We start from the raw sequence: 24,984 nt of genomic DNA, 5'->3' as shown, positions 1-24,984 counted from the left end.
CGCGACGCGGGGACCGGAAGCCGAGCACGCGGAGCCGAAACCGGCTCCCGTACCCATGACTAAACGAATCCCGCGCATTGTGCACCCCTCCCCCGAAGAGCCCGGGCACATTGTCATGTTCCCGAGGCTCTCGAAAGGCGAATGCCGACGCCCGATCAGTGGTCCACAGCCAGCTTCTTCTCCAGCCAGTGGATGTCGTAGCGGCCGTCGGCGATGTCCTGATCGTCCACCAGCTGGCGGAAGAGCGGGATGGTCGTCGACACGCCGTCGACGACGAACTCGTCCAGCGCGCGACGCAGCCGCATCATGCATTCGACGCGATTGCGACCGTGCACGATCAGCTTGCCGATCAGGCTGTCGTAGTAGGGCGGGATCTTGTAGCCCTGATAGACGCCCGAATCGACGCGGACGCCGAGGCCGCCCGGCGGGTGGTAGTAGGTGATCTTGCCGGGCGACGGCGCGAAGGTCCGCGGGTCCTCGGCATTGATGCGGCATTCGATGGCGTGGCCTTCGAACGTCACGTCCTCCTGGCGGAAGGACAGGCCGCTGCCGGCGGCGATGCGGATCTGCTCGTTGACGAGATCGATGCCCGTGACGGCTTCCGTCACCGGATGCTCCACCTGCAGGCGGGTGTTCATCTCGATGAAGTAGAACTCGCCGTTCTCGTACAGGAACTCGATCGTGCCGGCGCCGGAGTAACCGAGATCGGCCACGGCCTTGGCGCAGATGGCGCCGATCTTGTCGCGCTCGTCGGCGTTGAGGGCCGGCGAACCCGCCTCTTCCCAGACCTTCTGGTGCCGGCGCTGCAGCGAGCAGTCACGCTCGCCGAGATGCACGGCGTAGCCCTTGCCGTCACCGAGAACCTGGATCTCGATGTGGCGGGGCTTCTCGAGGTACTTTTCCATGTAGACGGCGTCGTCGCCGAAGGCGGCCTTCGCCTCGGAACGGGCGGTCTGGAAGGCGATGACGACATCGGCCTCCGAGCGCGCGACCTTCATGCCGCGTCCGCCGCCGCCCGACGATGCCTTGATCAGCACCGGATAGCCGATGGCGGCGCCGTTGCGAATCGCGTCGGCCTCGTCCTTCAGCGCGCCATCCGAACCGGGGACGACCGGAATGCCGAGGCGCTTCGCCGTGCGCTTCGCCTCGATCTTGTCGCCCATGATGCGGATGTGCTCGGACTTGGGTCCGATGAAGGTCAGGTTGTGCGCCTCGAGAATCTCCGCGAAGCGCGCATTTTCCGACAGGAAGCCGTAGCCGGGATGGATCGCGTCGGCGCCGGTGATCTCGCAAGCGGCGAGCAGCGACGGGATGTTGAGGTAGCTATCGCGAGCGGGCGGCGGGCCGATGCAGACGCTCTCATCGGCGAGGCGGACATGCATCGCGTCAGCGTCGGCCGTCGAGTGCGCCGCGACAGTCTGAATCCCCAGCTCCTTGCAGGCGCGGAGGATGCGGAGGGCGATTTCGCCTCGATTGGCGATGAGGATCTTGTTGAACATCGGCACCACGACGCTCATTCGATGATCAGCAGGGGTTCGCCATATTCGACCGGCTGGCCGTCTTCGACCATGATCGCCTTGACGACGCCGGAGCGCGGCGACGGGATCTGGTTCATGGTCTTCATGGCTTCGACGATCAGCAGGGTCTGGCCCTCGCGAACCGTGTCGCCGATCTCGACGAAGGTCTTGGCGCCCGGCTCCGGCGAACGGTAGGCGGTGCCGACCATCGGCGACGGCACGATGCCCGGATGGCTCGCCAGATTGACCTCGGCCGGCGCGGCGGCGGCCGCAGGCGCGGCGGCGACCGGGGCTACGGGCGCGGCGACCTGATAGGTCGGAGCCGCGGTCACCGTGCGCGCGACGCGGATCCGGAGATCCTCGTGCTCGACTTCAATCTCGGTGAGGTCCGTCTCCGTCAGCAGCAAGGCCAGCTGGCGGATGAGATCCTGGTCGATCGAATTTTTGCTCGTCATGCCCTTTGTTCTTTCATGATCCGTTTCCCCTCGCTCAGTCGACGAGCGGCTGCAGCGCCTGCAGCGCCAAGCCATAGCCAGCGGCTCCGAAACCGCAGATCACGCCGGCGGCGACGGGGGAAACATAGGAATGATGCCGGAAGTCCTCGCGCGCGAAGACGTTGGAGAGATGCAGCTCGATCGTGGGGAGGCCGACGGCGCGGATCGCGTCGTGCAGGGCGATCGAGGTGTGGGTGTAGGCGCCGGGATTGATCACGATGCCACGGAACCGTCCGAGGGCCTCATGGATCCAATCGACGAGGACGCCCTCATGATTCGACTGGCGGAAATCCACCGCCATGCCAAGCCGCTCGCCCGCAGCCTTCGTTTCAGCCTCGATTTCACCCAGGGTCTTGGCTCCGTAGACACCAGGCTCGCGCTTGCCGAGCATGTTGAGGTTGGGGCCGTTCAGAACGAGGATTGCGACTGTCATCGATGATTTCTACCGAGGGCCATGCAAGGACAGGCCCTTGCGGCGAGGTTGGCCGGTTATAGGGGGTCAAACAATAAAGGAAAAGCCCCGAAGCTTTCGCCTCGGGGGTAGTGTCCCATGATTCTTGTCCAAGCGGTCAGCAGCTTGTGGCGCCGCATTCCCTCACCGATTTGATCTTCGACTTCAGCGCGTCATAGCCGACGGCGCCGATGACGACATCGTTCTGCAGGACGTAGGACGGCGTGCCGTTGATGCCGAGCGCCTGCGCCAGCGCATACGACTCGTTGATGGTCGCGCCCACTTCCGGATCCTTCAGCTGCGCCTGGATTGCGGCCTTGTCGAGACCGAGATCGGCGGCCACCGCCAGCGCCCGCGCGCCGTCAACCGCGCCGCGGCTCATCAAGAGCTCGTCGAAGAAGGCGCGATACTTGTCGGGGGCGATCTTGTTGACGACGACGGCGACCTGCGCCGCTTCCTCGGAGCCCTGCCCGAGCACGGGGAACTCCTTCAGGATGACGCGCAGCCCCTTGTCCTCGTCGAGCAGCTTCTCCATGTCGGCATGCGCGCGCTTGCAGTAGCCGCAGTTGTAATCGAAGAACTCGACCAGCGTGACGTCGCCTTCCGGATTGCCCAGGACGACGTGGCGCTTGGAGTTGAACAACTGGTCGGCGTATTTCGAGACGCCCGTCCGGCGGGCCTCGGCTTCCGCCGCCTCCTGCTTGCGCTGCAGCTCTTCCATCGCATCGCGGATCACTTCCGGATGCTGCATGAGATACTCCTTGACCACGTTCCCGATCTCGGAGCGCTGGCTTTCGGAGAAGCTGGCGGCCTGGACGGGAGCCGTCGCAAGCGTCAGGGCGGCGAACGCCGCGGCAAGGAACAGTCTCGGCATTGTACTCACCTGTTTGGACCCATCGGGAACATAGCGCGTGGCAATCGATGGGTGAATTGGGTCATTTGCCCTTCGGAGGCGGTGTATAGGATACGATGTCGTCGGCGCGAAGCCAGGCCGGCGAACCCGTCTTGAACTGGCTCTGCGCCCGCTTGGCACGCGCCTTGGCCGAGGCGAACTTGCCCTCGGCGAATTCACCTTGCGCGGTGGCGAGATCGGCCATGGCCACGTCGCCCCTCAGGGCGTAGGCGCGCGCCAGGCTGCGATAGCCGATCGGCATGTCGGGGTCCGTCTGCAGGCCGATGGTCAGGTTCTTGACCGCCTCGTCGACCGATTTCTTGTCCCCGAGCTCAACCAGCGCCTGGCCCAGCATGATGCGCAAAAGGCCCGATTTCGGCTGCGACGCAACCGCCTTGCGCAATGGCGCGACGGCCTCCTTGGCCCGGCCGCTCTCGAGCAGCACCTGGCCCTGAAGCTCGTAGAAATAGGGATTGTTCGGCCGTGCCCGGATCAGCGCGCTGATCTGGTCCAAGGCGTTGCGGGAATTGCCGGTGCGATACGCCAGGATGGCGCGGGCATACTGCGCGGGCATCGAGGTGTCGCCTGGCGGATAGCGCCGCACCACCAGCATGGAATCCTCGGAGAACGCCGAGAGCTTGGCGCGAACCATGTCGTGGCGCGCCTGCAGTTCGGGCGAATCCTTGGCGTTGTAGAACTTGCTCTTCTTGGCCGCGCCCTGGATCAGGTCGATGCGCTCGTTCGGCAGCGGATGGCTCTGCAGGTAGGGATTGGTGCCGCGGCTGGAATACAGCGTGTTGTCGGCGAAGCGCTCGAACGTCGTGATCATGCCCTTGGCCGACTGGCCCGTCTTGTCCAGATATTCGAGCGCCGACCGGTCGGCCGCCATTTCCTCGCCCCGCTGGTAGGAGAGCAGCCCGCGCCGCACGAGCTCGCCCGAGCCCATGGCGATGCCGCCACCGGCGCGCGCCGCGTCGCCCGAGCCGCTGGCGGCCCCGGCAATCGCCGCGCCCATGCCGACGACGCTGCCGATCAATGCCATGGTCTTGGCCGTCTCGAGCTGCTGGCGCAGCTGGATCTGGTGATTGCCGGCGAGATGGCCGGTCTCATGCGCCAGAACGCCGATCAGTTCGTTTGGCGTCTTCGAATCGATGATCGCGCCGGTGTTGACAAAGATCTTGTCGCCGGAGGCGACGAAGGCGTTGAAGGCGGGGCTGTTGACCAGATAGAGCTCGACCGACGACGACCGCAGGCCCGCCGCCTTGAAGATCGGGCGCAGATAGTCCTGGATCAGCGCTTCCGTTTCCGCGTCGCGAACCAGCGCCGGCCTCGATTGCGCGGCGGCGGGGTTACTTGCCAGCGGACTCAGAAGAACGGCGCCGACGATACCGCCCACGAGCCCCCGCATCATCCGCTGCGCTGATTTCAACACCCGCCCCTCCCTCTCCAGCCTTCCCCTGAAGGCTGCCGGATTGTATTGAAGCCGCTCACGCCGTCGCCGGCCAGCGGCATCCCCCTTGGACGGATGCGCAGAAAATGGGGCGATAGCAAGACTTTTCATCCCGAGATGGAACCCGCGCGCCATGACAGCTTCTGATCGTCCGCCGTCGCGCCGCAGCGCGGTCGCCCCGTTCATCGCGATGGACGTCATGACGGCGGCCTTCGACCGGATCGCCGAGGGCGAACGGATCATCCGGATGGAGATCGGCGAACCCGGCGCTTCGGCGCCCCGCGCCGTGCTGGACGCCGCCCGCGCCGCGCTCGACCAGGGCCGTATCGGCTATACCGAGGCGCTCGGATCGCGGGCGCTGCGGCAACGGATCGCGCAGTACTACTCCGACGCCCATGGCGTGGACGTGCCGGCGTCGCGGATCGCGATCACCACCGGTTCGTCGGCGGGCTTCAACCTCGCCTTCCTGGCGGCGTTCGATCCCGGCGACCGCGTCGCGATCGCCTCGCCCGGCTACCCCGCCTATCGCAACATCCTCGCCGCGCTCGGCCTCGAGGTGATCGAGATCGAGACATCTCCCGAGACGCGGCACGCGATCACGCCGGCCATGCTCGAGACGGTCCACGCGGAAACGCCGCTCGCCGGCATTCTCGTCGCGAGCCCGGGCAACCCGACCGGCACGATGATGACGCCGGAGGCGCTCGCCGCCCTCGTCCGCGCCGCCGACGATCTCGGCATCCGCTTCATCTCGGACGAGATCTATCACGGCCTCGTCTATGACGGCGTCGCCGAGACGGCGCTGAAGACGAGCGACCGCGCCATCGTCATCAACTCGTTCTCGAAATATTACTGCATGACCGGCTGGCGCATCGGCTGGATGGTGCTGCCGGAGATCCTGGTGCGGCCGGTCGAGCGGATCGGCCAGAGCCTCTACATCTCGGCGCCGGACCTGTCGCAGCGCGCGGCGATTGCCGCGTTCGACGCCACGGAAGAACTCGAGATCATCAAGGCCGGCTACGCCGCCAATCGCCGCCTGCTGCTCGACAAGCTGCCGAAGCTCGGTTTCGACGACTATTTCCCGGTCGACGGCGCCTTCTACATCTACGCGTCCGTGCGGCGCTTCTCGAACGATTCAGCCGATTTCGCGCAGAGGATGCTGGCCGAAGCGGGCATCTCGGCGACGCCGGGCGCGGATTTCGACCGCATCCATGGGCACAGCCATATCCGCTTCTCCTTCGCCGGCGCGACGACGGAGATCGCCGAGGCGGCCGAGCGTCTCGAACACTGGCTCGCCTGAGCCCGAAATTCAGGCCTTCCGGTATTCAGGCCTTGGCGCCCAGCAGCGGCTGGGCGTGCGCGGCGATCGGACGGCCGGGCGTGACCGGTTCGTGGTCGGAGCTGGCAAAGACCTCGCGGTCGAGCCGCTGCATGGCGCCGGCCAGGATGCCGACATCGACCAGATCGTCCTCGGCCGAGAACACCTCGATCTCGGTCATGCGGGCCAGCTCGCTCACCAGCCCCTCCTCCAGCCCGGCCTTGAAGCCCGCCTCCATCAGGTCGAAGCCGGCGACGCCGCGCCCCGTGAGCGCCACGCGCTGCGGATTGAGCAGCGCGACCAGCCGCGACAGGCCGAAGCCAAGCGCCAGCCCCGCCTGATGATAGGCCATGCGGACGCGATCCTCGCCGGCGCGTGCCCGCTCCTCGAGCTTGCGCATCGTCTCGGCATCGGGATCGATCTCGGTCGGCGGCTCGTCCGGCGGCAGGTTCTCCACCGCGCGATAGATGGCATAGTCGGCCACATAGGCCTCGACGCAGCCGCGCCGGCCGCACCGGCAGAGCGCCCCGCCCGGCATGTGGTTGACATGACCGAATTCGGCGCCGGAGCCATAGGCGCCGGTGAACAGCTTGCCGTCGATATAGAGCCCCATGCCGACGCCATAGGCGATGAAGATCACCGCGAAGGTGCCGCCGAAGCGGACGGGATCGCGCGAATTGAGCGCCTGCGCCATCACGTTGACGTCGTTGGTCATCGAGGCGCGGATGCCGACGGCCTCCGCGACCGGCCCCGGAATGGCGCCGACATCGACGTTGACCGTCGGGCTCCACAGGAGCGTGCCGGTGGTCTCGTCGGTGGTGCCGGGAATGGCGATCGAGATTTCCGACACTCTGGACGGCTCGATGCCGCGATCGACCAGATAGCCGCGAATGATCTCGATCAGGCGCGGCACGAAGTCGGAGGAATCCGGCCCGACGGTCGCGACCGCGTATCGGCTGCGATCCTGCAGGTGGCCGGCATAGTTGCTGAGGAGAAGCGTCACCGTGTTGAGCGAGACCTTGACGCCCAGCACATAGGCGGCCTCCTCGTTCAGCGTCAGCGCGACGCGCGGCCGGCCGCGCCCCAGCGGCCGCTCGGCCCGTTCATCCAGGCTCGCGGTAACGAGAATGTGCTCGGCGAGAAGATCGCCGGTAATGGCGGAGATGGTGGCAGGGCTGAGGCCAGTCTCCCGACCCAGTTCGACACGCGCCAATGGACCGGCCCGCCGAACCGCCCCGAGAACGAGGCCCCTGTTCTGGCGACGCACGAGTTCTGTGTCGGCTTTGCTCTGCACGATTCTCTCCCAGGCCGCACGATCACGTATCGATAATTGATTTCCAAGGAATATGCATCGGGCCTTCGCAAGTTCCGAAACCTAGCATATTCGGGAAAAATATCGCGTGGCTGTCCGGACCTATTTGCCGGGGCTTCCCTAGCGTGGTCTTGCCGGCACGACGGCGGCGTCGTATTCCGTCACGGCCCCGTAGGCTCATCGCTTCGAAGGACGCCCCCTTATGACCGTCGCCCGAACCGCCGCTACGGCGGCTGCCATCACCAGCGCATTCTCGACCCTTCGCGGCCACCGCGACCGCGTCGAAGCCCAGACCATGCGCGACATGTTCGCGAGTGATCCGGCGCGCTTCAGCCGTCTTTCGCTCACCGTCGACGATCTGCTGCTCGACTATTCGAAGAACCGGATCGACGCCGCCGCCGTCGTCGGGCTGCTCGATCTGGCGCGTGTCGCCGGCGTCGAGGAGCGTCGCGACGCGATGTTCGCCGGCGAGAAGATCAACGTCACCGAGAACCGCGCCGTGCTGCATGTGGCGCTCCGCGCCCAGGCCGGCGAGACCTATCTGGTCGACGGCGAGAACGTCGTCGAGGACGTCCATTCCGTGCTGGACGCCATGACGGCCTTCGCCGAAGGCGTGCGCGACGGCTCGATCGCTGGCGTCGGCGGCCGCTTCACCGACGTCGTCAACATCGGCATCGGCGGTTCGGATCTCGGCCCGGCCATGGTGACGCGGGCGCTCAGCCCCTATCACGACGGCCCGCGCCTGCATTTCGTCTCCAATGTCGACGGCGCGCATATCCACGACACGCTGGCCAAGCTCGACCCGGCCACGACCCTGTTCCTCGTCGCCTCGAAGACCTTCACGACGATCGAGACGATGACCAACGCCGCGACCGCGCGCCGCTGGATCGTCGAGGCGCTCGGCGAAGAGGCGGTCGGCGCGCATTTCGCCGCCCAGTCGACCGCGCTCGACAAGGTCAGCGCCTTCGGCATCGACACGGCGCGCGCCTTCGGCTTCTGGGACTGGGTCGGCGGCCGCTACTCCGTCTGGTCGGCGATCGGCCTGCCGGTGATGATCGCCATCGGCTCGAAGAACTTCCGCGCCTTCCTCGCCGGCGCGCACGACATGGACCAGCACTTCCGCACCGCGCCGCTCGACCGCAACCTGCCGGTCATTCTGGCGCTGATCGGCATCTGGAACCGCAACGTGCTCGGCTTCCCGGCCAAGGCGGTCCTGCCCTACGACCAGCGCCTGGAGCGCTTCGCCGCCTATCTCCAGCAGCTCGACATGGAATCGAACGGCAAGCGCGTCACCCTCGAGGGCGCGCCGGTGACGCTGGCGACCGGCCCGCTCGTCTGGGGCGAGCCCGGCACCAACGGCCAGCACGCCTTCTACCAGCTGATCCACCAGGGCACGGACGTCATCCCCTGCGATTTCCTGATCGCCGCGAACGCGCATGAGAAGGACGGCGTCCACCACGCGCTGCTCCTCGCCAACTGCTTCGCGCAGACCGAGGCGCTGATGCGCGGCCGCACTACCGATGAAGCCCGCGCCGAGCTCGCCGCCGAAGGCAAGGTGCCGACGGAAGTCGAGCGGCTGGCGCCGCACAAGACCTTCCCGGGCAACCGCCCGTCGAACACGATCCTCTACAAGACGCTCGATCCCTACACGCTCGGCCGCCTGATCGCCCTCTACGAGCATCAGGTCTTCGTGCAGGGCGCGATCTGGGGCATCGATTCTTATGACCAGTGGGGCGTCGAGCTCGGCAAGCAGCTCGCAGTGCAATTGCTGCCGATGGTCGAGGGCAAGGTCTCGGCCGACAGCCGCGATTCCTCGACGGCGGGCCTGATCAAGGCCGCAGCCCAGCTCAAGTAAGAGCAAGAATCCTCCGGCGCCGTTCCGACGGCGCCGGAGTCCAAACGGCCTTCAGGTTTCGCGTGCGGACCGGTGCACGACGATGCGATGGCCCTCGACGGAGAGACGCCCCTCCTTGATCAGGGCGCGGATCTGCTTGTTCACGGCCTCGCGGCTCGCGCCCAGCATCTGGGCCAGCGTTCCCTGCGTCATGTCGAGCTCGACGACGGCGATGTCCCGCTCGATCCGGCCATGGATGAGCGCGAGCTGGCGCAGCAGCACCAGCAGCCGGTGGCGCAGATCCGAAAAGACGGCGCGATTGACCTGCTCGTTGGTGTGACGCAGCCTCTCGCAGAGGCTCAAGATGATCTGCCGCTGCAGCTGGCTGGAGCTGTCGAGCAGATTGAGGAACGGCTGGCGCGGCAGGAAGATCAGCCTCGCCTCGGTCAGCGTCGCGGCGCCGGCGCTGCGCGGCAAACCGTCGATCAGCGAGATCTCGCCGATCACCTCGCCCTCCTCGAACAGCTGGATCGTCAGCTCGCGGCTGTCGTCGGCGGTCAGGAAGATGCGGACAATACCCTCGACGACCGAATAAAGGCCGTCGGATTCATCGCCTTGCGAAAACAGCAGCGTGTCGGCAGGGACGGTCGAGACGCGGGCGATCTGCGCCAGGCGCGTGATGTCGTCCTTCTCCAGACCATTGAAAAAGCTCGTTCGCCCGAGCCAGGATACGATTTCAGCGACCTGCACCCCTGCCCTCCGTCGACGATCCGCCCGTTGGCTAGTTCAACCGATAGCATTCAAATCGTCTCATGACGAGCGAGGCCGCTTGGCGCCTCGCTTCAGGAGCTCGCGGAACAGCGAGCGGCGCCAGGATTGCAGCGCCCGCTCCTCCGTTTCCATCGCCATGACGACGCGTTCGTCGATCAGGAGGCGGGCGGCGCGGCGGAACCGGACCGGGGCAAGCGCGGTGGCGATCGCGCGGCAGGAGGCGTCGTCATAGAGCCTGTCGGCGAGATCGAGCGCCGCGACGAGCGCCAGGCGAATGCCGGAGCGATTGACGAGATCCTGCAGCGCCTGTTCCTCCTTCGCGCCCTTGACCCGCCGGGCGGCCTGGAGCACGTCAACGACGAGGCGCAGCAGCTCGAAATGATGGGAGCTCGCGGCATGCACGCCGGCGATGGCGAGGCGCGTCGAGGGCCGGGCCGCCGCGGCGGGATCTCCATCCGGGCAAAGCTCCGCGAAGCCGAGCGACAGCACGGAACGAAGTCCCGGCGCGTGCACCAGATTGCCCTGGATCTCCAGCATCAGCGTCGGATGTCGGACATGGATCCACTTGCGCTCCTGCTGCCCGTCGTCGCGCTGCTCGGGATAGAGCGCGAAGCCCGCCTGCGCTGCGACCGCCTCGACCTCGTCCAGCCGCTCGAGCGGCACGATCAAGTCGATGTCGCTGGTCGGGCGCAGCAGCGGATCGGGATAGATGTTCTCGGCGAAATCCTGTCCCTTGATCAGGAGCGCCGGCGCTTCGGCCGCGGCCAGCGCCGTCCGCAGCCGCTTGGCGTAAGCCGCGAGCTGCATGTTGAAGGCGACGCCGCCCTGGTAGCGCGTCGAGAAGTGATCGCGAACCGGCGTCAGTTCCGGCGTCGACAGGGCCGGACGCAGCTTCCGGAGCGCGGCGGGCAGCACGCCGTGCCGCTCGGCCTGGGACAGCAGCAATTGCGCCCGCTCGGCGGAGAGCGGCGGCGGGGCGAACTCGGATTCGGGATCGGCCAGAGCGATCAGCAGACGGGCATCCGGGCGCGTCAGGCGGCGCGGCGTTCCGGTGGCTTCCAGGCTCGCGCCATCGGTCTCGCGGACAGACATGAAATCCTCGGTCTACGGTTGGTCGCTGACGACCAGCGCCTCGCACCGCTTACCGACATCAAGGATGCCGTCGCGACGCTCAGGAGATGGAATTCAGGATGCGGAACCGCGTGCACGGTCCCACGGAATAAGGAAAATTGTGATCCGTCCGGCAGGTTGGAGAACGCCGCCACCATCGTGGCAGCGGGCTCGCGCTTCAGAGGCTCCGGCCGCTCATAAATCTTCGCATAATCAGCTCTCAAATCAATAAGCATTCATTGCAATTTGCCTGCGAAATCCGACCGAATGACGCTTCACGGTCAATGCCTTAGCAACAGCTACGGCCCGTAGCCGCAGAGCAAACGCCGAGCTTCGACCCGACCGCCGCCCCCTTTTCCTTGACGCGGCGTTCCGCTATCGAAGGCAACCACACCACTGGGGGATTCAGCATGTCGAGCCTGGAGCCGGGGACCGTTTTTGCCCTGCACGAGAACACCAGCTTCCAGCCGCTCGGCGATGGCGAAGGCGGCGTGCTGCTCGACATCACGTCGGGCCAGCTCTTCACCTGCAACGACACGACGGCGGCCTTCCTTGCCGCGGTCGATGGCGAGCGGGACTTCGCCGGCATCCTCATCGAGCTCGAGAAGGTGTTCGAGGTCGAGGCCGCCGTGCTGCGCGATGACATGGCCGTGCTCGCCGACCAGCTGGCCAGCGAAGGCCTGATCGTACGCACCCCGTGACGCCGAACCTGCTCCTGCGTGCGAAATTCCGGGCCGAGATGTGGTTCTGGGCGAAGACCCTGCCGTTTCGCTGCCGCAAGTCGCGCGATTTCTCGGATATCCTGCGGATCGCCCACGCGGGCGCCAGCCGGCGCTATGCGGGGCTGCGGTCGGCCTATATCGGCACGCGCGCCAAGAAGGCGGGTCGCCGCCCCTGGCTGATGCGCGACCGGCGCTGCCTGCGCGAGGGCATTCTCGCCTACCGTTTCCTGACGCTCGCCGGCATCCCGGCCACCATCCATTTCGGCGTCGACCGCACCAGCATCGGCAAGGCCAAGCTCTCCGCCCATTGCTGGGTGTCAGCGGTCGGCATGCCCATCCTGAACCCGCCCGAGCCCACCATGGTGACGATCTTCACCGAACAGAACCGCGCCGGACCCGCCTGATGCTTCGGAAACGCTATGAGATCCCCGGCCTCGCCTTCAGCCTCGTCGCCGATCCCGATGCGCGCGGCGACCAGGCCCTGCCGCAACTCAAGCTGTTCGAGGCGGAGGAAGGCCCCGTCCAGCATGAGGTCATCCTCACCACCGTCGAGGGCGACGACATCGCCACGCGCGGCACGGTCATCTGGGGCGGCAATCTGATCGACGGCACCTATGCCGAGTTCAGCCGCGACGGCGACGAGCAGCAGCTCCGCATTCCCGGCCAGTTGGCGATCCTCGAGAGAGGCGAAGAGCCGGTGACACGGGTCGAGGTCCTCGCCAGCGCCGAGAACCCCTTCTATTCGATGGCGCCGGTGATCCTGCTCGACACCATCATCCGCGACCATGGCCTCTTGACCATCCATGCCGGATCGCTGATGCCGCCGGGCCGGGACGAACTCGTGCTGCTGTTCGCGCCGAGCGGCTTTGGCAAGACGACGACCTCGCTGGCGCTGGCGCTCTCCGGCTACGCGCATCTCGGCGACGATGTCGTGGTCCTGCGCCAGGAGGGTAGCGATATCCTCGCCTGGGGCCTGCCGCGCGCGCTGAAGGTCCAGCGCCGAACCGCCGCGATGTTCCCCGAGCTCCTGCCGCATCTCGGGACGTTCAGCGGCGAGGAGGACGAGGCGGGGCTGACGCGCGAGGCGCTCGCGGCGATGATGCCGCTGCCCGATCCGAGGAAGAGTTACAGGACGGCGGCGATCGTCGTGGTCGGCCCCCGTTCGGAAGGCCCGGCCCGGGTCAAGCCGATCAGCAAGGCGGACGCGCTGTCGGTGATCCTGACCGACAATATCGGCATCCTTTCGGACGGCGTTCCGCGCCCGCAGCAAGCGCTGTTCCGGCTGCTGACCAAGCTGGTCTCGACCACGCCTGTGTTCCAGCTCGACGCCGGCAGCGACCCGCATTCGATCGCCCCGGCCTTCGACGCCGCTTTGGGTATCATCCGCGAACCGGCGACCGCCGAGGCCTGAGCCGGCTCAGCCGCCGAGCATCCTGTCGACGAGCAGATGGCCGAGCCGGCGCGGCTCCGTCTCGGCGACGAGCGTCAGCTTGGCGGATACCGCCAGCGTCGAGATCCCGTGCAGGCCAGCCCACATGGTGACCGTCGCGTCCTGGCGCGCCTCGGCCGTCCTCTCCGGCATCAGCGGCCCGAGCGCCTCGGCAACCAGCCCGATCAGGGCCGCCAACTTCGGCCGATACCAGTCCGGCAGCTCCGCGCCTTCCGGCAGCCGATGCTCGAACAGCATGCTCCAGAGGCGCGGCCGGCTTTCGACGAAATCGAAATAGGCCTCGACCAGCCGCTTCGGACGCTCGCGCGGGGCCGCGTCGGCGGCCGCGCCGAGCTCGACCGCCAGCGCGTCCAGCGTCATGCCGTTCAGCTGCACGATCAGGTCGTCGAGATTGGCGAAGAGATTGTAGATCGTGCCGGGGGCGTAGCCGATCCGCTCGGCGACCCGGCGCACCGTCAGGCCGCGCAGCCCCTCCTCCGCCGCGATGGCCCGCGCCGCGTCGAGCGCCAGGCGCTTGAGCTCTTCCGGAGCGTGGTCGCTGCGCCGTGCCATGAATTCGCTGCCCTTCCCGTCAGGAGAGATCGTCGTCACAGTCCCCTCGATAGCACATATTGAACATCGTTCAAAACACTGCTATCCAATTGAACGTCGTTCAATTAAAGCGGCTTGCGAGATGCCGCGAACAGGCTGAGGTTTGACGCCATGGATGCCTCCACCCAGACCCCGCCGGCGGACACCCCGCCCCTTTCCGCGTCTCGCGCCGGCTCGCCGCCGCTCTTGAAGACGCCCGGCTTCCTGCCGCTCTTCATCGTGCAATGGTTCGGCGCCTTCGCCGACAACGCGCTGAAGAGTGCCTTCGGCTTCATGGTCGCCTATGGCGGCGCCGAGCTGTTCGGCCTGTCGCCGCAGGTGGCGGTAACGCTGGGCGGCGCGGTGTTCATGCTGCCCTTCTTCCTGTTCTCGGGCGTCTCTGGCCGGCTCTCCGACACGGTCGACAAGAAGCTGGTGGTGCGCTGGACGCGGCTTGCCGAAGTCGGCCTCGCCCTGCTCTCCGCCTACGCCATCATGATCCATTCGGCGCCGCTGGCCCTGCTCGGTATGTTCTTCTACGCCGTGCAGTCGACCATCTTCGGCCCGGCCAAATATTCGATCCTGCCGCAGCTCGTCAGCCGCGACCGCCTCGTCGCCGCCAACGCGCTGTTCGAGGGCTCGACCTTCGTCGCCATCCTGCTCGGCACGCTGTTCGGCGGGCTCACCGTTGGCCTCGGCGGCAAGTGGATCGCGATCGTCGGCCTCGTCTCCGTCGCGCTCGTCGGCGCTGTTGCCGCCTTCTTCGTGCCGTCCGCGCCGCCGGCTCCCGGAGCCGGGCGTTTCCACTTCTCGCTGTTCGGATCGAGCCGCGACGCGTTCGCCGCCATCCGTCGCAAGCGCACGCTTTTCCTGGCCGTCTCCGGCATCTCGTGGTTCTGGATGATCGGCCTGATCGTGATGTCGGTCTTCCCCGATTTCGCGAAGTCGACGCTGAAGGTCGACGAGATCGTCGCTAATCTGCTGGTCGCCGCCTTCGTGGTCGGCATCGCGCTCGGCTCGGCCGCGACGTCAAAACTGCTCGCCGGCCGCATCTCGGCCCGGCATACGCCGATCGGCGCGCTTGTCATGGCCGCCTTCATGGTCGACCTGTCGCATGCCGCGACCGCGCTCGGCGCGGTCGGCGCCGGCGGCGCGCTCGATTTCGGCGCCTTCATCACCTCCTGGGCCGGCATCCGCGTGCTCGTCGATCTCGTCGGCGTCGCCTTCGGCGGCGGCCTCTTCACCGTGCCGCTCTATGCGCTCTTGCAGTCGCGCGCCGACGAACGCGAGCGCTCCGCCGCGATCGCCGGCAACAACATCATGAACTCGGCGCTGATGGTGATCGGCACGGGCCTAGCCGCCGGCCTGCTGGCAGCGGGCGTCACCACGCTGCAGCTCCTGTTCTGGCTCGGCCTCGCCAATGTCGTGGCGGCGGTAATCTGCCTGAAATTCGTGCCGGACGAATTGATCAAGGCAATCGGCCACCGGCTGATGCAGATCCTCTTCCGCGCCCGCGTGAAAGGCCTGGAGCATTATGGCGAGGGCGACGACGCCGCCGTGGTGGTCGTCAACCACACCTCGTTCATCGACGCGGTGCTGATCGGCTGCATGCTGCCGGGCAAGCCCGTCTTCGCCATCAACAAATACATCGCGACCCGCTGGTGGGTGAAGCCGGCCTTCCTGTTCTTCGACCTCGTGCCAGTCGATCCGACCAGTCCCTTCACCGTCCGCAAGATGGTGAAGCTGGTCAAGGAAGGCCGCCGGCTGGTGATCTTCCCGGAGGGGCGCATCACCGTCACCGGCGCGCTGATGAAGGTCTATGACGGCCCCGCGATGATCGCCGCGCTCTCCGACGTGCCGATCATCCCCGTCCGTATCGACGGCGCCCAGTACACGATCTTCTCGCGCCTGAAGGGCAAGGTGCGGCAGCGGCTGTTCCCCGAGATTTCGATGACCGTCCTGCCGCCGCGCCGGATCGAACTGACGCCCGGCCTCGTCGGCCGCAAGCGCCGGCACGAGGCCGGGCACCATCTGCAGGCGATCATGACCGAGATGGTCTACGAGACCAGCCCGGCGGCGGAGACGCTGTTCGACGGGCTGATCCGCGCCCGCCACATCAACGGCAAGCGGCCGCTGATCGAGGACGTGACGCGCGCCCCGGTCGGCTACACCGCCATCCTCCGTGGCGCCTTCGCGCTCGGCAAATCCTTCGCCGCGATGAGCGCGCCCGGTGAACGGGTCGGCGTGCTGCTCCCGAACACGACGGCCGCCGTCGTCACCTTCTTCGCCCTGCAGGTCACCGGCCGCATCCCGGCCGTGCTCAACTTCTCCGCCGGACCGGCCTCGGTCGACGCCGCCTGCCGCGCGGCGGAGGTGAAGCTCGTGCTGACCTCGCGCCAGTTCATCGAGAAGGGCCGCCTGCAGCCGCTCATCGACGCGCTCGGCGAGCGGGCCCGCATCGTCTATCTGGAGGATCTCCATGGCGAGATCGGCTTCACCCGCAAGCTCTTCGCCATGGCCGGCGGCGTCGCGCCGCGCTTCCTGAGCCGCGTCGCCTTCCAGCGCCCGACCGATCCGGAGGCCGAGGCCGTCGTGCTCTTCACCTCGGGCTCCGAAGGCACGCCGAAGGGCGTCTCGCTCAGCCACCACGCCATCCAGGCGAACCGCCAGCAGATCGCCAGCGTGGTCGATTTCTCCGGCGAGGACGTCGTCCTCAACGCATTGCCGCTGTTCCACGCTTTCGGCCTGACGGCGGGCTGCCTGCTGCCGCTCTTCTCCGGCGTCCGCCAGATGCTCTACCCCTCGCCGCTGCACTACCGGATCGTGCCGGAGATGGCCTATGACGTGAACGCGACGATCATGTTCGGCACCGATACCTTCCTTGCCGGCTATGCCCGCATGGCGCACCCCTATGACTTCTATTCGATCCGCTACGTCTTCGCCGGCGCCGAGCGGGTGAAGCCGGAGACGCGCCGCGTCTGGGCGGAAAAGTTCGGTATCCGCCTGCTGGAAGGCTATGGCACGACCGAGACCGCGCCCGTCATCGCCATCAACACGCCGATGGCGAACCGCCCCGGCTCGGTCGGCCGGGCGTTGCCGGGCATCGAGACGCGGCTTGAGCCGGTCGCCGGCATCGAGGAAGGCGGCAAGCTGCTGGTGCGCGGCGCCAATGTGATGCGCGGCTACTACCGCGCCGAGGCGCCGGGCATGCTCGAGCCTCCGGTCGACGGCTGGTACGACACGGGCGACATCGTCACGATCGACGACGGCTTCATCACCATTTCCGGCCGCGCCAAGCGCTTCGCCAAGGTCGGCGGCGAGATGGTGTCGCTGGCGTCGATCGAGGCGCTGGCCGGCGAATTCTGGCCGCACCACGCCACGGCGGCGGCGGCCGTGCCGCATGAGCGCAAGGGCGAGGAGATCGTGCTGGTGACGGAGCGGCCCGACGCCGACCTCGCGGAGTTCCAGCGCTTCGTCCGGAGCCGCGGCCTGTCGGAGATCATGCTGCCGCGCACGGTGCTCATTGTCGAAAAGCTGCCGCTGCTCGGCTCCGGCAAGGTCGACAACACGGCGGTGACTGAACTGGCGCTGAAGGCAAAGAGCCCTCAACCGGCTTGAACCATCCGCGCCCTCCCAAACGATTGCGTGAAGCGCCTTGAAACGTTGGATCTGCGCCCATTCTTCTCAGGCGCAGGCACAACCTGCCTGCGGATCTGCAACGATTGCGGGAGAAGAGCGATGAGGAATGCTGAGAGCCTTCCCGTGTCCAAGAGGCGCCCTCGGCGTCTGCCAGCCTTCATCGTGGCGGGTCTAGCGGCCGGCCTCGGGCTGGCGCTGGCGCTCGGATCTAGCCAGGGCGCGGTCGCGAAACCCGATTCCGTGACGGCGATCGACATTGCGCTCGAACCCGATGCGACCATGCTTCAGCACGCGAAGGACGCCAACGCCCGACTGCTCAAATCCTTCCCGAAGGGGTTTGCGCTCGACGCGACGCACCATCCGCACGTCACGCTGCTGCAGCAATTCGTCCGCACCGATGATCTCGACAAGGTCTACGCGGCGGCGGAAACGGTCCTCAACAAGGAAAAGCCGACGAGCTGGACGCTGAAGGCGATAAAATACTACTATATCCCGTCGCCACCGGTCGGACTGGCCGGCATCGTCGTCGAACCGACGGACGATCTGCATCGGCTGCAGGATGAGCTCATCGAGGCCGTCACGCCCTTTACGGTCAAAACAGGGTCCCCGGCCGCGTTCTTCAGCCGGGTCCGCGGCCACGACATCCAGAAATCCCTGATCGACTATGTCGACGACTTTGTCACAGATGCGGCCGGCAAGAATTTCAATCCGCACGTGACGATCGGCGTCGCGAGGGAAAGCTATCTGAAGAAGATGCTGGCCGAGCCGTTTGAGCCGTTCACCTTCCAGGCGACGGGCGCCTCCGTCTACCAGCTCGGTACCTTCGGTACGGCGAGGAAAGAGCTGAAGGCGATCCCGCTCTCGCCCTGACGGCGCGCGTTACTTCCGCTTTTTCAACGGCTTGGCGGCGTTTGCCCGGATGGCCACGTCGATCGCCGCCAGCGCCCAGTCCCTGAGTTCATCCGTCTCATCGAGCAGGCGCTCGGGCATTCGGTAGTAACCGAGCGCCATGCGCGGCCGTTCTTGGTGCCATAGACGAAGGGCCCGCAGCCCTCCGCCTCGAAGGTCGCGCGGGTGGTGTCGTCGACCTTCAGGTAGATCACGTCGTCCTGCCAGATGCCGAACATCAGCCCGTCACGGAAGAAGCCGAGGCCGCCGAACATGCGGCGAATCCGGACGTTTCCGACCGGTTCGAACAACTCCGCGAGGTAGTCGAGATCGGCGTTCATCGGGTTCCTCAGTCGGCGATATCGAGGCCCATCTGCCAGAAATCGGCCTCCAGGCGAACCGCCTGGCGGAAGATCTCGAGCAGGCGCGGATAGCGCGCCTCGGTCAGCGACAATGCCGCGAGCCGGTCGATCTGGGCAAGGCTCTGCCGCGCCACGTCCTGATAGCCCTCGCCGGCATATTCGCGGATCCAGGCGGCATAGGGATTGGCGCCGTCGAGGCCCGTTCCGGAGGCGGCCAGCGCCGTGCCGATCTCGGCGTAACCGACGACGCAGGGCGACAGCGCAACGACCAAATCGAGCATGTCGCCGCGCAGGCCCGCCTCCTGCACGAAGCGCGTATAGGCAACCGTCGCGCGCGATTCCGCCGTGTTCTCAACGGCTTCCTGCGAAAGACCCCATTCGGCGCAGAGCTTCAGGTGCAGGCTGGTTTCGTCGAGGATCGCGTGCATGCCGGCCGAGGCCTTGCGCATCTCGAGCGGGTTCGGCGCCTTGTAGACGCCGATCGCATAGGCGCGGGCGAACTCGATCAGGAACAGATAGTCCTGCACCAGATAGTGCTGGAACGACGCCTTCGCGAGCGATCCGTTGCCGAGGCCGAGGACGAAGGGATGGCGGACATAGGCCTCCCAATCAGCCTTCGCGTCGGTTTTCAGGCGTTCGAACAGGCTCGGCAAACCGGTCTCCATCAGGCGGGAATGGGAGGGAAGTCGGGAGGAGACGCAGCCGCCCGCGACGGGTTAACGGCCGGGTTAACACCCCGCCGCCCGTCAACCGGATGGTAGCGTCGCGTTAACGCTCAGCCGGCGGTGGCCGACGCCTCGGCCGGATCGGCCGGCTTCAGCATGACGGACTCGCCGCAGCCGCAGGCGGAGACCTCGTTCGGGTTCTTGAAGACGAAGCCGGAACGGAGCTTGGTGGTCTCGAAATCCATCACGGTGCCGAGCAGGTAAAGCACGGCGGCCGGATCGACGAACACGGTGGCGCCATGGCCCTCGATGCGCTCGTCCTTCGGGTCGGGCTCGGCGACCGGCTTCATGGTGTATTCCATGCCGGCGCAGCCGCCCTTCTTGACGCCGATGCGCAGGCCCAGCACCGGCTCGTCGGAATCCTCGACGATCTCGCGGATCCGCTCGGCGGCGGCCTCGGTCAGGGTCATCACGGCGAAGCGTGAACGGACGCCCATGGCATATCTCCAATTCGCGGCGCGAAGCGCCCTTCCGGCCCTAAGATCGGCCTTCAGATCCCGTTCTGCAAGGCACTTGCGGGCAGATCGAGATCGTTCGACCAGATGCCGGGCGTCGCCAGCTCGACGACATGCCCGTCCGGGTCATTGAAATAGAGGCTCTCGCCGCCCTGCGGCCAGCGCATTTCGGCGGTGATGACGACGCCCTTGGCCACCAGATGATCGCGCCAGGCGTCGAGCTGGCCCTTCGGGATGCGCAGCGCGAAATGATAGGGGCCGCTGCTGTCATGCGCCGGGATCGTGCCGCCCGGCAGGTGCACGTCCTGCAAGGTGGCGCCGCGCCGGAACAGGAGCAGCACGCTTGCGGGGCCCGCATCGAAGGCGACGAGGCGGTCGTCCGCGATCATCGCCTTCAGGCCGAGAATGTCGCGATAGAAGGCGGCGGCGCGCTTGATATCGTCGACATAGATCGCCGTTTCCAGGATCCCGGTGATCGGCGGCGCCATGCTCACGGCGGACCTCAGTACCAGTCGAGCGCGACGCGCGCCTCGTCCGACATCCGGTCCTGCGACCAGGGCGGATCGAAGGTCATGGTGACGTCGACGCGGCCAACGCCGGGAACCGCGCCGACGGCGTTTTCGACCCAGCCCGGCATCTCGCCGGCGACAGGACAGCCCGGCGCCGTCAGCGTCATCTCGATCGCGATATTGCGGTCGTCGTCGACGTCGATCTTGTAGATCAGGCCGAGCTCGTAGATGTCGGCCGGGATCTCGGGATCGTAGACGGTCTTCAGCGCGGCGACGATGTCGCCGGTGAGCCGCTCCAGTTCCTCGGCCGGGATTGCCGAGCCGGCGACGACCGGCGTCGTCTCCGGGCCCTCGGCGTCGACGGCCTCTTCGCGGGTCAGCGTGGCATCGTCCATTTCAGGTCCTCATGCGAAGAAAGCATGCGCCTTGACCAGCGCATCGGCAAGGCGATCGACTTCGTCCAGCGTGTTGTAGAGACCGAACGACGCCCGACATGTGGAGGTCACGCCGAAGCGCTGCAAGAGCGGCTGGGCGCAGTGGGTACCAGCGCGGACGGCGACGCCCTCGCGGTCGATGATGGTCGAGACGTCATGCGCGTGCGCGCCGGCCATCTCGAACGAGATGATCGCGCCCTTGTTCTTCGTCGTGCCGAAGATCTTCAGGCTGTTGATCGCCTGAAGCCGCTCCGTCGCATAGTCGCGCAGCCGCTCCTCATGCGCGAGGATGCGGTCGCGGCCGATGCCCTCGATGTAGTTGAGCGACGCGCCGAGGCCAATCGCCTGGACGATCGGCGGCGTGCCGGCCTCGAAGCGATGCGGCGGCACGCCATAGGTGACGTTGTCCTCGGTGACGTCGCGGATCATCTCGCCGCCGCCGAGGAAGGGCGGCATCACTTCGAGCAGCGCCTTCTTGGCATAGAGCACGCCGACGCCGGTCGGGCCGTAGAGCTTGTGGCCGGTGACGCAGTAGAAATCGGCGTCGAGATCGCGCACGTCGACCGGCAGGTGCACGGCGCCCTGGCTGCCGTCGACCAGCACCTTGACGCCATGGGCGTGCGCGATGCGGATCACGTCCTTGATCGGCACCACCGTGCCGGTGACGTTCGACATGTGGGTGACCGCGACGATCTTCGTCTTCGGCGTGATCAGCTTCTCGAATTCGTCGATGAGGAACGTGCCATCATCGGCGATCGGCGCCCACTTGATCACCGCGCCCTTGCGCTCGCGCAGGAAATGCCAGGGCACGATGTTCGAATGATGCTCGAGGATCGAGAGGATGATCTCGTCACCCTCCCCGATCTCCATCTGGCCGAGCGACGCGGCGACCAGATTGATCGCCTCGGTCGAGGAGCGGGTGAAGATGATCTCGTCGACAGAGCCGGCATTCAGGAAGCGCCGCACCGTTTCGCGCGACGCCTCGTAGGCGTCGGTCGCGACGTTGGAGAGATAGTGCAGGCCGCGATGGACGTTGGCGTATTCCTCCGAATAGGCCTTCACCACCGCGTCCAGCATCGCCTGCGGCTTCTGCGCGGAGGCGCCGTTGTCGAGATAGACGAGCGGCTTGCCATGCACGGTCCTCGAAAGGATCGGAAAGTCCTGCCGTATCGCCTGAACGTCATACTCGTCGCGATCACTCAAGTTCATCAGTGGACCCCAAGAGCAAATCGAGATCGGGAAAAGCCGACCCCACAAGCCACGAAATGCCCAAGTACCCGATCAGCGCCGCAAAGCTCGCGGCGAGAAAGACATAAAAGGACGCTGCCACGCCGAGACCAGTCAGCTCGGAAAACATGCTGACTAGGTAGAGGGCGGTGACCAGCCACAATACCCGCTCGATCAGTGCGGCCACGGGTTCCATCGACCCCGGTACCGACGCTTCGACGAAGGCCAGCAACAGGGACGGAACGAAGCCGATGACCGCCGTGCCGAACGTCACCAGGGCTCCCGCCCTGAAGATGCCGGCAAAGGTTGCTCGTCTGGACGCCAACCAGAACGCCGCCCAGAAGAATACGGTGCCATAGCTGACCGCCAGGGCCATGGTGATGGCCATGGCGACCAGGAACCCGACCAAACCGAGAACCAGAAGGACTGGACCAACGACCTCTGCAACGAGACCAAGGTCGGCCTGGAGCAGCGCCACGGCGATCGGGACAAATGTAAGCAATGCCCAAGCAAAGAAGAGCGTGGCTCCCTGCATGGCGCCCAAGCGCCCGGTCGAAACGACGTTCCGGGGCGCCACGATGCTTCTCAACCCCAAGGCAAGCGCTTGACGCAAGATCTAGTCCTTCAAATGACCTATCGCGTTGCCAGCCACTCGCGGGCGATCGCCTCGAAGGCGTCGCCGATCGCTTCGTCGCCCAGACCTTCGATCGCCTCGGCCAGGAATGCCGTCACCAGCAGGGTCTCGGCCTCGGGACGCGGAATGCCGCGCGAGAGCAGGTAGAACAGGATGTCCTCGTCGATCTCGCCGCTGGTCGCGCCATGCGCGCACTGGACGTCGTCGGCGAAGATCTCGAGCTCCGGCTTGACGAAGAACGAGGCATCCTCGGAGAGGAGCAGGCCCTGCGTCATCATCCGGCCGTCGGTCTTCTGCGCGTCGGGGCGAACCACGATGCGGCCCTGGAAGACGCCTTCGGCGCGGCCATCCATCACGGCCTTGAACAGCTCGCGGCTGGAGCCGTTCGGCACGGCGTGATCGACGCCGAGCGCGATGTCGGCATGCTGCTTGCCGCGCACCATCGTCGCGCCGAACAGGCCCGCGCGGGCGTTCTCGCCGGTATAGGTGACGAAGCTCTGCGCGCGCGAGATCGCGGCGCCGGTCATCAGGGTGAGATGATCGAACTCGGTCTCCGTGCCGATCGAGACGGCGAGCGTGCCGAGATGGACGGCGGCGCCGCCTTCCGTCTGCAGCTTGGCCCAGACCGCCTTGGCGCGATCGCCGACCGAAACCTCGGTGACGACGTTCGCCTGGTAGGCGGTATCCGCCGGTCCGACATGCGTCTCGAGGATCCGGGCGGAGGCTTCCGCGCCGATGGTGACGATGTTGCGGACATGCGAGGCGACGGCCGAGCTGGTCAGATGCGCGATCTCGATCGCGCGCTCGACCTTCGCGCCGGCGGGCACGTCGATGACGACGCCGCCGGTCATCAGCGCCGTGTTCAGCGAGACGACCGCGTCCTTGAGCGTCGCGATCTCGCGGCCAATCGAGGCGTCGCCGGCGCGGAGCAGCTCGACCAGCGGGCGGACGGTCACGCCGTCGATGCCCGAGAGATCGGAGAGATCCGGACGGAACACGCCATCGAGCACGACGAGGCGCGCGCGATCGAGGCCCGGGAGCGGATCCGCCAGCGAGACGGGCTCGGCGCCATGGCCATTCGCCAGCGGCGGAATGGTCCTGAGCAGGGCGCGCAGGTCCGTATAGCGCCAGGGCTCGGTGCGGCGATGCGGCAGGCCCAGCTGCTGGAAGGCAGCGAAGGCGGCCTCGCGCGCCGCGGCGATCGCCGGCGAACCCGGCAGATCCGTGCGGGCGGCGGCGAATTCCAGCGCCAGCGTATCTTCAGCCTGTGTGCGCAGGATGCGCGGCTCGGCGTTCATCGATGCCACTCCCCCGCTCAAACCGGCTCGTCGACGTAGTCGGCGTAGCCCTTGGCTTCCAGCTCGAGCGCCAGCTCCGGACCGCCGGTGCGGACGATGCGGCCGGCCGACATCACATGCACCTTGTCGGGGACGATGTGGTCGAGCAGGCGCTGGTAGTGGGTGATGACGAGCATCGAGCGATCCGGCGAACGGAGCGCGTTGACGCCCTCCGAGACGATGCGCAGCGCGTCGATGTCGAGGCCCGAATCCGTCTCGTCGAGGATGGCGAGCTTCGGCTCGAGCAGCGCCATCTGCAGGATCTCGTTGCGCTTCTTCTCGCCGCCGGAGAAGCCGACATTGAGCGGACGGCGGAGCATTTCCTGAGTCACGTTCAGCTTTTCCGACGCGGTCTTCACGCGGCGCATGAAGTCCGGCGTGGTCAGCTCGGCCTCGCCACGCGCCTTGCGCTGGGCGTTGAGGGCGGCCTTCAGGAAGGTCATGGTCGCGACGCCGGGGATCTCCAGCGGGTACTGGAAGGCGAGGAACACGCCGGCCGAGGCGCGCTCTTCGGCCGGCGTCTCAACGATGTCGTTGCCGTCGAAAATGATCTCGCCTTCGGTGACGTCATAGCCATCGCGGCCGGCCAGCACATAGGAGAGGGTCGACTTGCCGGAGCCGTTCGGCCCCATGATCGCATGGACTTCGCCGGTCGGGACGACCAGATCGACGCCGCGCAGGATCTCCTTGCCGTCGATGGAGGCGTGGAGGTTCTTGATCTCGAGCATATCGTTGTTCCGTTCAATTCTGCGCCTTGAACCGTTCCGGGGTGGCCGAAGCGCCGACGGCGTTCCGGGAAGGTCACGGGCGATCGAAGCGCCCCCTTCCCGAAACCGGCTGCGCCGGTTTCGGCCTCCCCCCGGCGGGGGAGGTTCAGGCAAGGTAT

Annotated in this window: 25 protein-coding genes; 7 read left to right on the top strand and 18 right to left on the bottom strand. The window is 66.6% G+C overall.

The features are described 5' to 3' along the window. Positions 1-155 precede the first annotated feature (155 nt). The 5 genes from accC to AC6HZP_RS11000 all read right to left on the bottom strand — a co-directional run bounded on the left by accC (position 156) and on the right by AC6HZP_RS11000 (position 4,786). Positions 156-1,499: an acetyl-CoA carboxylase biotin carboxylase subunit gene (gene accC / locus AC6HZP_RS11020; RefSeq protein WP_497526785.1), complete on the bottom strand. Its 1,344-nt coding sequence runs from the start codon at positions 1,497-1,499 to the stop codon at positions 156-158. A 14-nt stretch (positions 1,500-1,513) separates the two neighbouring features. Continuing rightward, a complete protein-coding gene (accB, locus tag AC6HZP_RS11015; RefSeq protein ID WP_201403600.1) occupies positions 1,514-1,972 on the bottom strand; it encodes an acetyl-CoA carboxylase biotin carboxyl carrier protein in 459 nt (152 codons plus the stop codon). A 34-nt stretch (positions 1,973-2,006) separates the two neighbouring features. After that, on the bottom strand, positions 2,007-2,444 hold the full coding sequence (gene aroQ / locus AC6HZP_RS11010) for a type II 3-dehydroquinate dehydratase (RefSeq protein ID WP_201403599.1): 438 nt from the start codon (positions 2,442-2,444) through the stop codon (positions 2,007-2,009). A gap of 136 nt (positions 2,445-2,580) precedes the next feature. Continuing rightward, positions 2,581-3,336: a DsbA family protein gene (locus tag AC6HZP_RS11005; RefSeq protein ID WP_497526590.1), complete on the bottom strand. Its 756-nt coding sequence runs from the start codon at positions 3,334-3,336 to the stop codon at positions 2,581-2,583. 61 nt (positions 3,337-3,397) lie between these two features. Further along, positions 3,398-4,786 (bottom strand): M48 family metalloprotease, encoded by a 1,389-nt coding sequence (locus tag AC6HZP_RS11000; protein ID WP_497526589.1) that lies wholly within the window; start codon positions 4,784-4,786, stop codon positions 3,398-3,400. Positions 4,787-4,937: 151 nt separating this feature from the next. Between AC6HZP_RS11000 and AC6HZP_RS10995 the strand changes: the two genes are divergently transcribed. Further along, entirely contained in the window at positions 4,938-6,101 is a 1,164-nt protein-coding gene (locus tag AC6HZP_RS10995; protein ID WP_497526588.1) for a pyridoxal phosphate-dependent aminotransferase, read from the top strand. A 25-nt stretch (positions 6,102-6,126) separates the two neighbouring features. Here the strand turns inward: AC6HZP_RS10995 and AC6HZP_RS10990 are convergent, their stop codons facing one another. Beyond that, on the bottom strand, positions 6,127-7,413 hold the full coding sequence (locus tag AC6HZP_RS10990; RefSeq protein WP_497526587.1) for an ROK family protein: 1,287 nt from the start codon (positions 7,411-7,413) through the stop codon (positions 6,127-6,129). A gap of 256 nt (positions 7,414-7,669) precedes the next feature. Here AC6HZP_RS10990 and pgi point away from each other — a divergent pair, with 256 nt between their 5' ends. Then, complete coding sequence (pgi, locus tag AC6HZP_RS10985) at positions 7,670-9,286, top strand: glucose-6-phosphate isomerase (protein ID WP_497526784.1); 1,617 nt, start codon at positions 7,670-7,672, stop codon at positions 9,284-9,286. A 51-nt stretch (positions 9,287-9,337) separates the two neighbouring features. Here the strand turns inward: pgi and AC6HZP_RS10980 are convergent, their stop codons facing one another. Both AC6HZP_RS10980 and AC6HZP_RS10975 read right to left on the bottom strand, forming a co-directional pair. Then, positions 9,338-10,015 carry a Crp/Fnr family transcriptional regulator gene (locus AC6HZP_RS10980; RefSeq protein ID WP_497526586.1) on the bottom strand — a complete coding sequence of 226 codons (678 nt, stop codon included), beginning with the start codon at positions 10,013-10,015 and terminating at the stop codon, positions 9,338-9,340. A 60-nt stretch (positions 10,016-10,075) separates the two neighbouring features. After that, entirely contained in the window at positions 10,076-11,128 is a 1,053-nt protein-coding gene (locus tag AC6HZP_RS10975; RefSeq protein WP_497526585.1) for a nucleotidyltransferase family protein, read from the bottom strand. Positions 11,129-11,556: 428 nt separating this feature from the next. Between AC6HZP_RS10975 and AC6HZP_RS10970 the strand changes: the two genes are divergently transcribed. Genes AC6HZP_RS10970 through AC6HZP_RS10960 form a run of 3 tightly spaced genes read left to right on the top strand, consistent with a single transcriptional unit; the run spans position 11,557 to position 13,279 of the window. Next, complete coding sequence (locus AC6HZP_RS10970; protein WP_497526584.1) at positions 11,557-11,847, top strand: PqqD family protein; 291 nt, start codon at positions 11,557-11,559, stop codon at positions 11,845-11,847. Further along, a complete protein-coding gene (locus tag AC6HZP_RS10965) occupies positions 11,844-12,272 on the top strand; it encodes a lasso peptide biosynthesis B2 protein (protein ID WP_201403591.1) in 429 nt (142 codons plus the stop codon). Before AC6HZP_RS10970 ends, AC6HZP_RS10965 begins: the two co-directional genes overlap by 4 nt. Further along, on the top strand, positions 12,272-13,279 hold the full coding sequence (locus AC6HZP_RS10960) for a hypothetical protein (protein ID WP_497526583.1): 1,008 nt from the start codon (positions 12,272-12,274) through the stop codon (positions 13,277-13,279). Before AC6HZP_RS10965 ends, AC6HZP_RS10960 begins: the two co-directional genes overlap by 1 nt. A 6-nt stretch (positions 13,280-13,285) precedes the next feature. On the opposite strand, the gene AC6HZP_RS10955 is transcribed toward AC6HZP_RS10960, so the two are convergent. Beyond that, a complete protein-coding gene (locus AC6HZP_RS10955) occupies positions 13,286-13,909 on the bottom strand; it encodes a TetR/AcrR family transcriptional regulator (protein WP_497526582.1) in 624 nt (207 codons plus the stop codon). 111 nt (positions 13,910-14,020) lie between these two features. Between AC6HZP_RS10955 and AC6HZP_RS10950 the strand changes: the two genes are divergently transcribed. Both AC6HZP_RS10950 and AC6HZP_RS10945 read left to right on the top strand, forming a co-directional pair. Then, on the top strand, positions 14,021-17,506 hold the full coding sequence (locus tag AC6HZP_RS10950) for an acyl-[ACP]--phospholipid O-acyltransferase (RefSeq protein WP_497526581.1): 3,486 nt from the start codon (positions 14,021-14,023) through the stop codon (positions 17,504-17,506). Positions 17,507-17,533: 27 nt separating this feature from the next. Then, complete coding sequence (locus AC6HZP_RS10945) at positions 17,534-18,397, top strand: 2'-5' RNA ligase family protein (protein WP_497526580.1); 864 nt, start codon at positions 17,534-17,536, stop codon at positions 18,395-18,397. Positions 18,398-18,420: 23 nt separating this feature from the next. Here the strand turns inward: AC6HZP_RS10945 and AC6HZP_RS10940 are convergent, their stop codons facing one another. The 9 genes from AC6HZP_RS10940 to sufC form a co-directional block, all read right to left on the bottom strand. Continuing rightward, the gene (locus tag AC6HZP_RS10940) at positions 18,421-18,756 is read right to left on the bottom strand and encodes a TfoX/Sxy family protein (RefSeq protein WP_497526579.1); all 336 of its coding nucleotides are present in this window, start codon (positions 18,754-18,756) and stop codon (positions 18,421-18,423) included. An 8-nt stretch (positions 18,757-18,764) separates the two neighbouring features. Continuing rightward, on the bottom strand, positions 18,765-19,430 hold the full coding sequence (gene tenA, locus AC6HZP_RS10935; RefSeq protein WP_497526578.1) for a thiaminase II: 666 nt from the start codon (positions 19,428-19,430) through the stop codon (positions 18,765-18,767). A gap of 122 nt (positions 19,431-19,552) precedes the next feature. Continuing rightward, a complete protein-coding gene (gene sufA / locus AC6HZP_RS10930; protein ID WP_497526577.1) occupies positions 19,553-19,939 on the bottom strand; it encodes a Fe-S cluster assembly scaffold SufA in 387 nt (128 codons plus the stop codon). Positions 19,940-19,992: 53 nt separating this feature from the next. Then, positions 19,993-20,445 (bottom strand): VOC family protein, encoded by a 453-nt coding sequence (locus AC6HZP_RS10925; RefSeq protein WP_201404413.1) that lies wholly within the window; start codon positions 20,443-20,445, stop codon positions 19,993-19,995. 14 nt (positions 20,446-20,459) lie between these two features. Further along, complete coding sequence (locus AC6HZP_RS10920; RefSeq protein ID WP_497526576.1) at positions 20,460-20,861, bottom strand: SUF system Fe-S cluster assembly protein; 402 nt, start codon at positions 20,859-20,861, stop codon at positions 20,460-20,462. 9 nt (positions 20,862-20,870) lie between these two features. After that, on the bottom strand, positions 20,871-22,109 hold the full coding sequence (locus AC6HZP_RS10915) for a cysteine desulfurase (RefSeq protein ID WP_497526575.1): 1,239 nt from the start codon (positions 22,107-22,109) through the stop codon (positions 20,871-20,873). Beyond that, the gene (locus AC6HZP_RS10910; RefSeq protein ID WP_497526574.1) at positions 22,096-22,740 is read right to left on the bottom strand and encodes a hypothetical protein; all 645 of its coding nucleotides are present in this window, start codon (positions 22,738-22,740) and stop codon (positions 22,096-22,098) included. The genes AC6HZP_RS10915 and AC6HZP_RS10910 overlap by 14 nt, the downstream gene beginning before the upstream one ends. 20 nt (positions 22,741-22,760) lie before the next feature. Further along, the gene (gene sufD / locus AC6HZP_RS10905) at positions 22,761-24,059 is read right to left on the bottom strand and encodes a Fe-S cluster assembly protein SufD (RefSeq protein WP_497526573.1); all 1,299 of its coding nucleotides are present in this window, start codon (positions 24,057-24,059) and stop codon (positions 22,761-22,763) included. A 17-nt stretch (positions 24,060-24,076) separates the two neighbouring features. Continuing rightward, a complete protein-coding gene (gene sufC / locus AC6HZP_RS10900) occupies positions 24,077-24,826 on the bottom strand; it encodes a Fe-S cluster assembly ATPase SufC (protein ID WP_497526572.1) in 750 nt (249 codons plus the stop codon). Positions 24,827-24,984: the final 158 nt, after the last annotated feature.

The organism is Kaistia sp. SLG-1, assembly GCF_059699055.1.
This window is presented reverse-complemented; position numbering and strand designations above follow the sequence as displayed.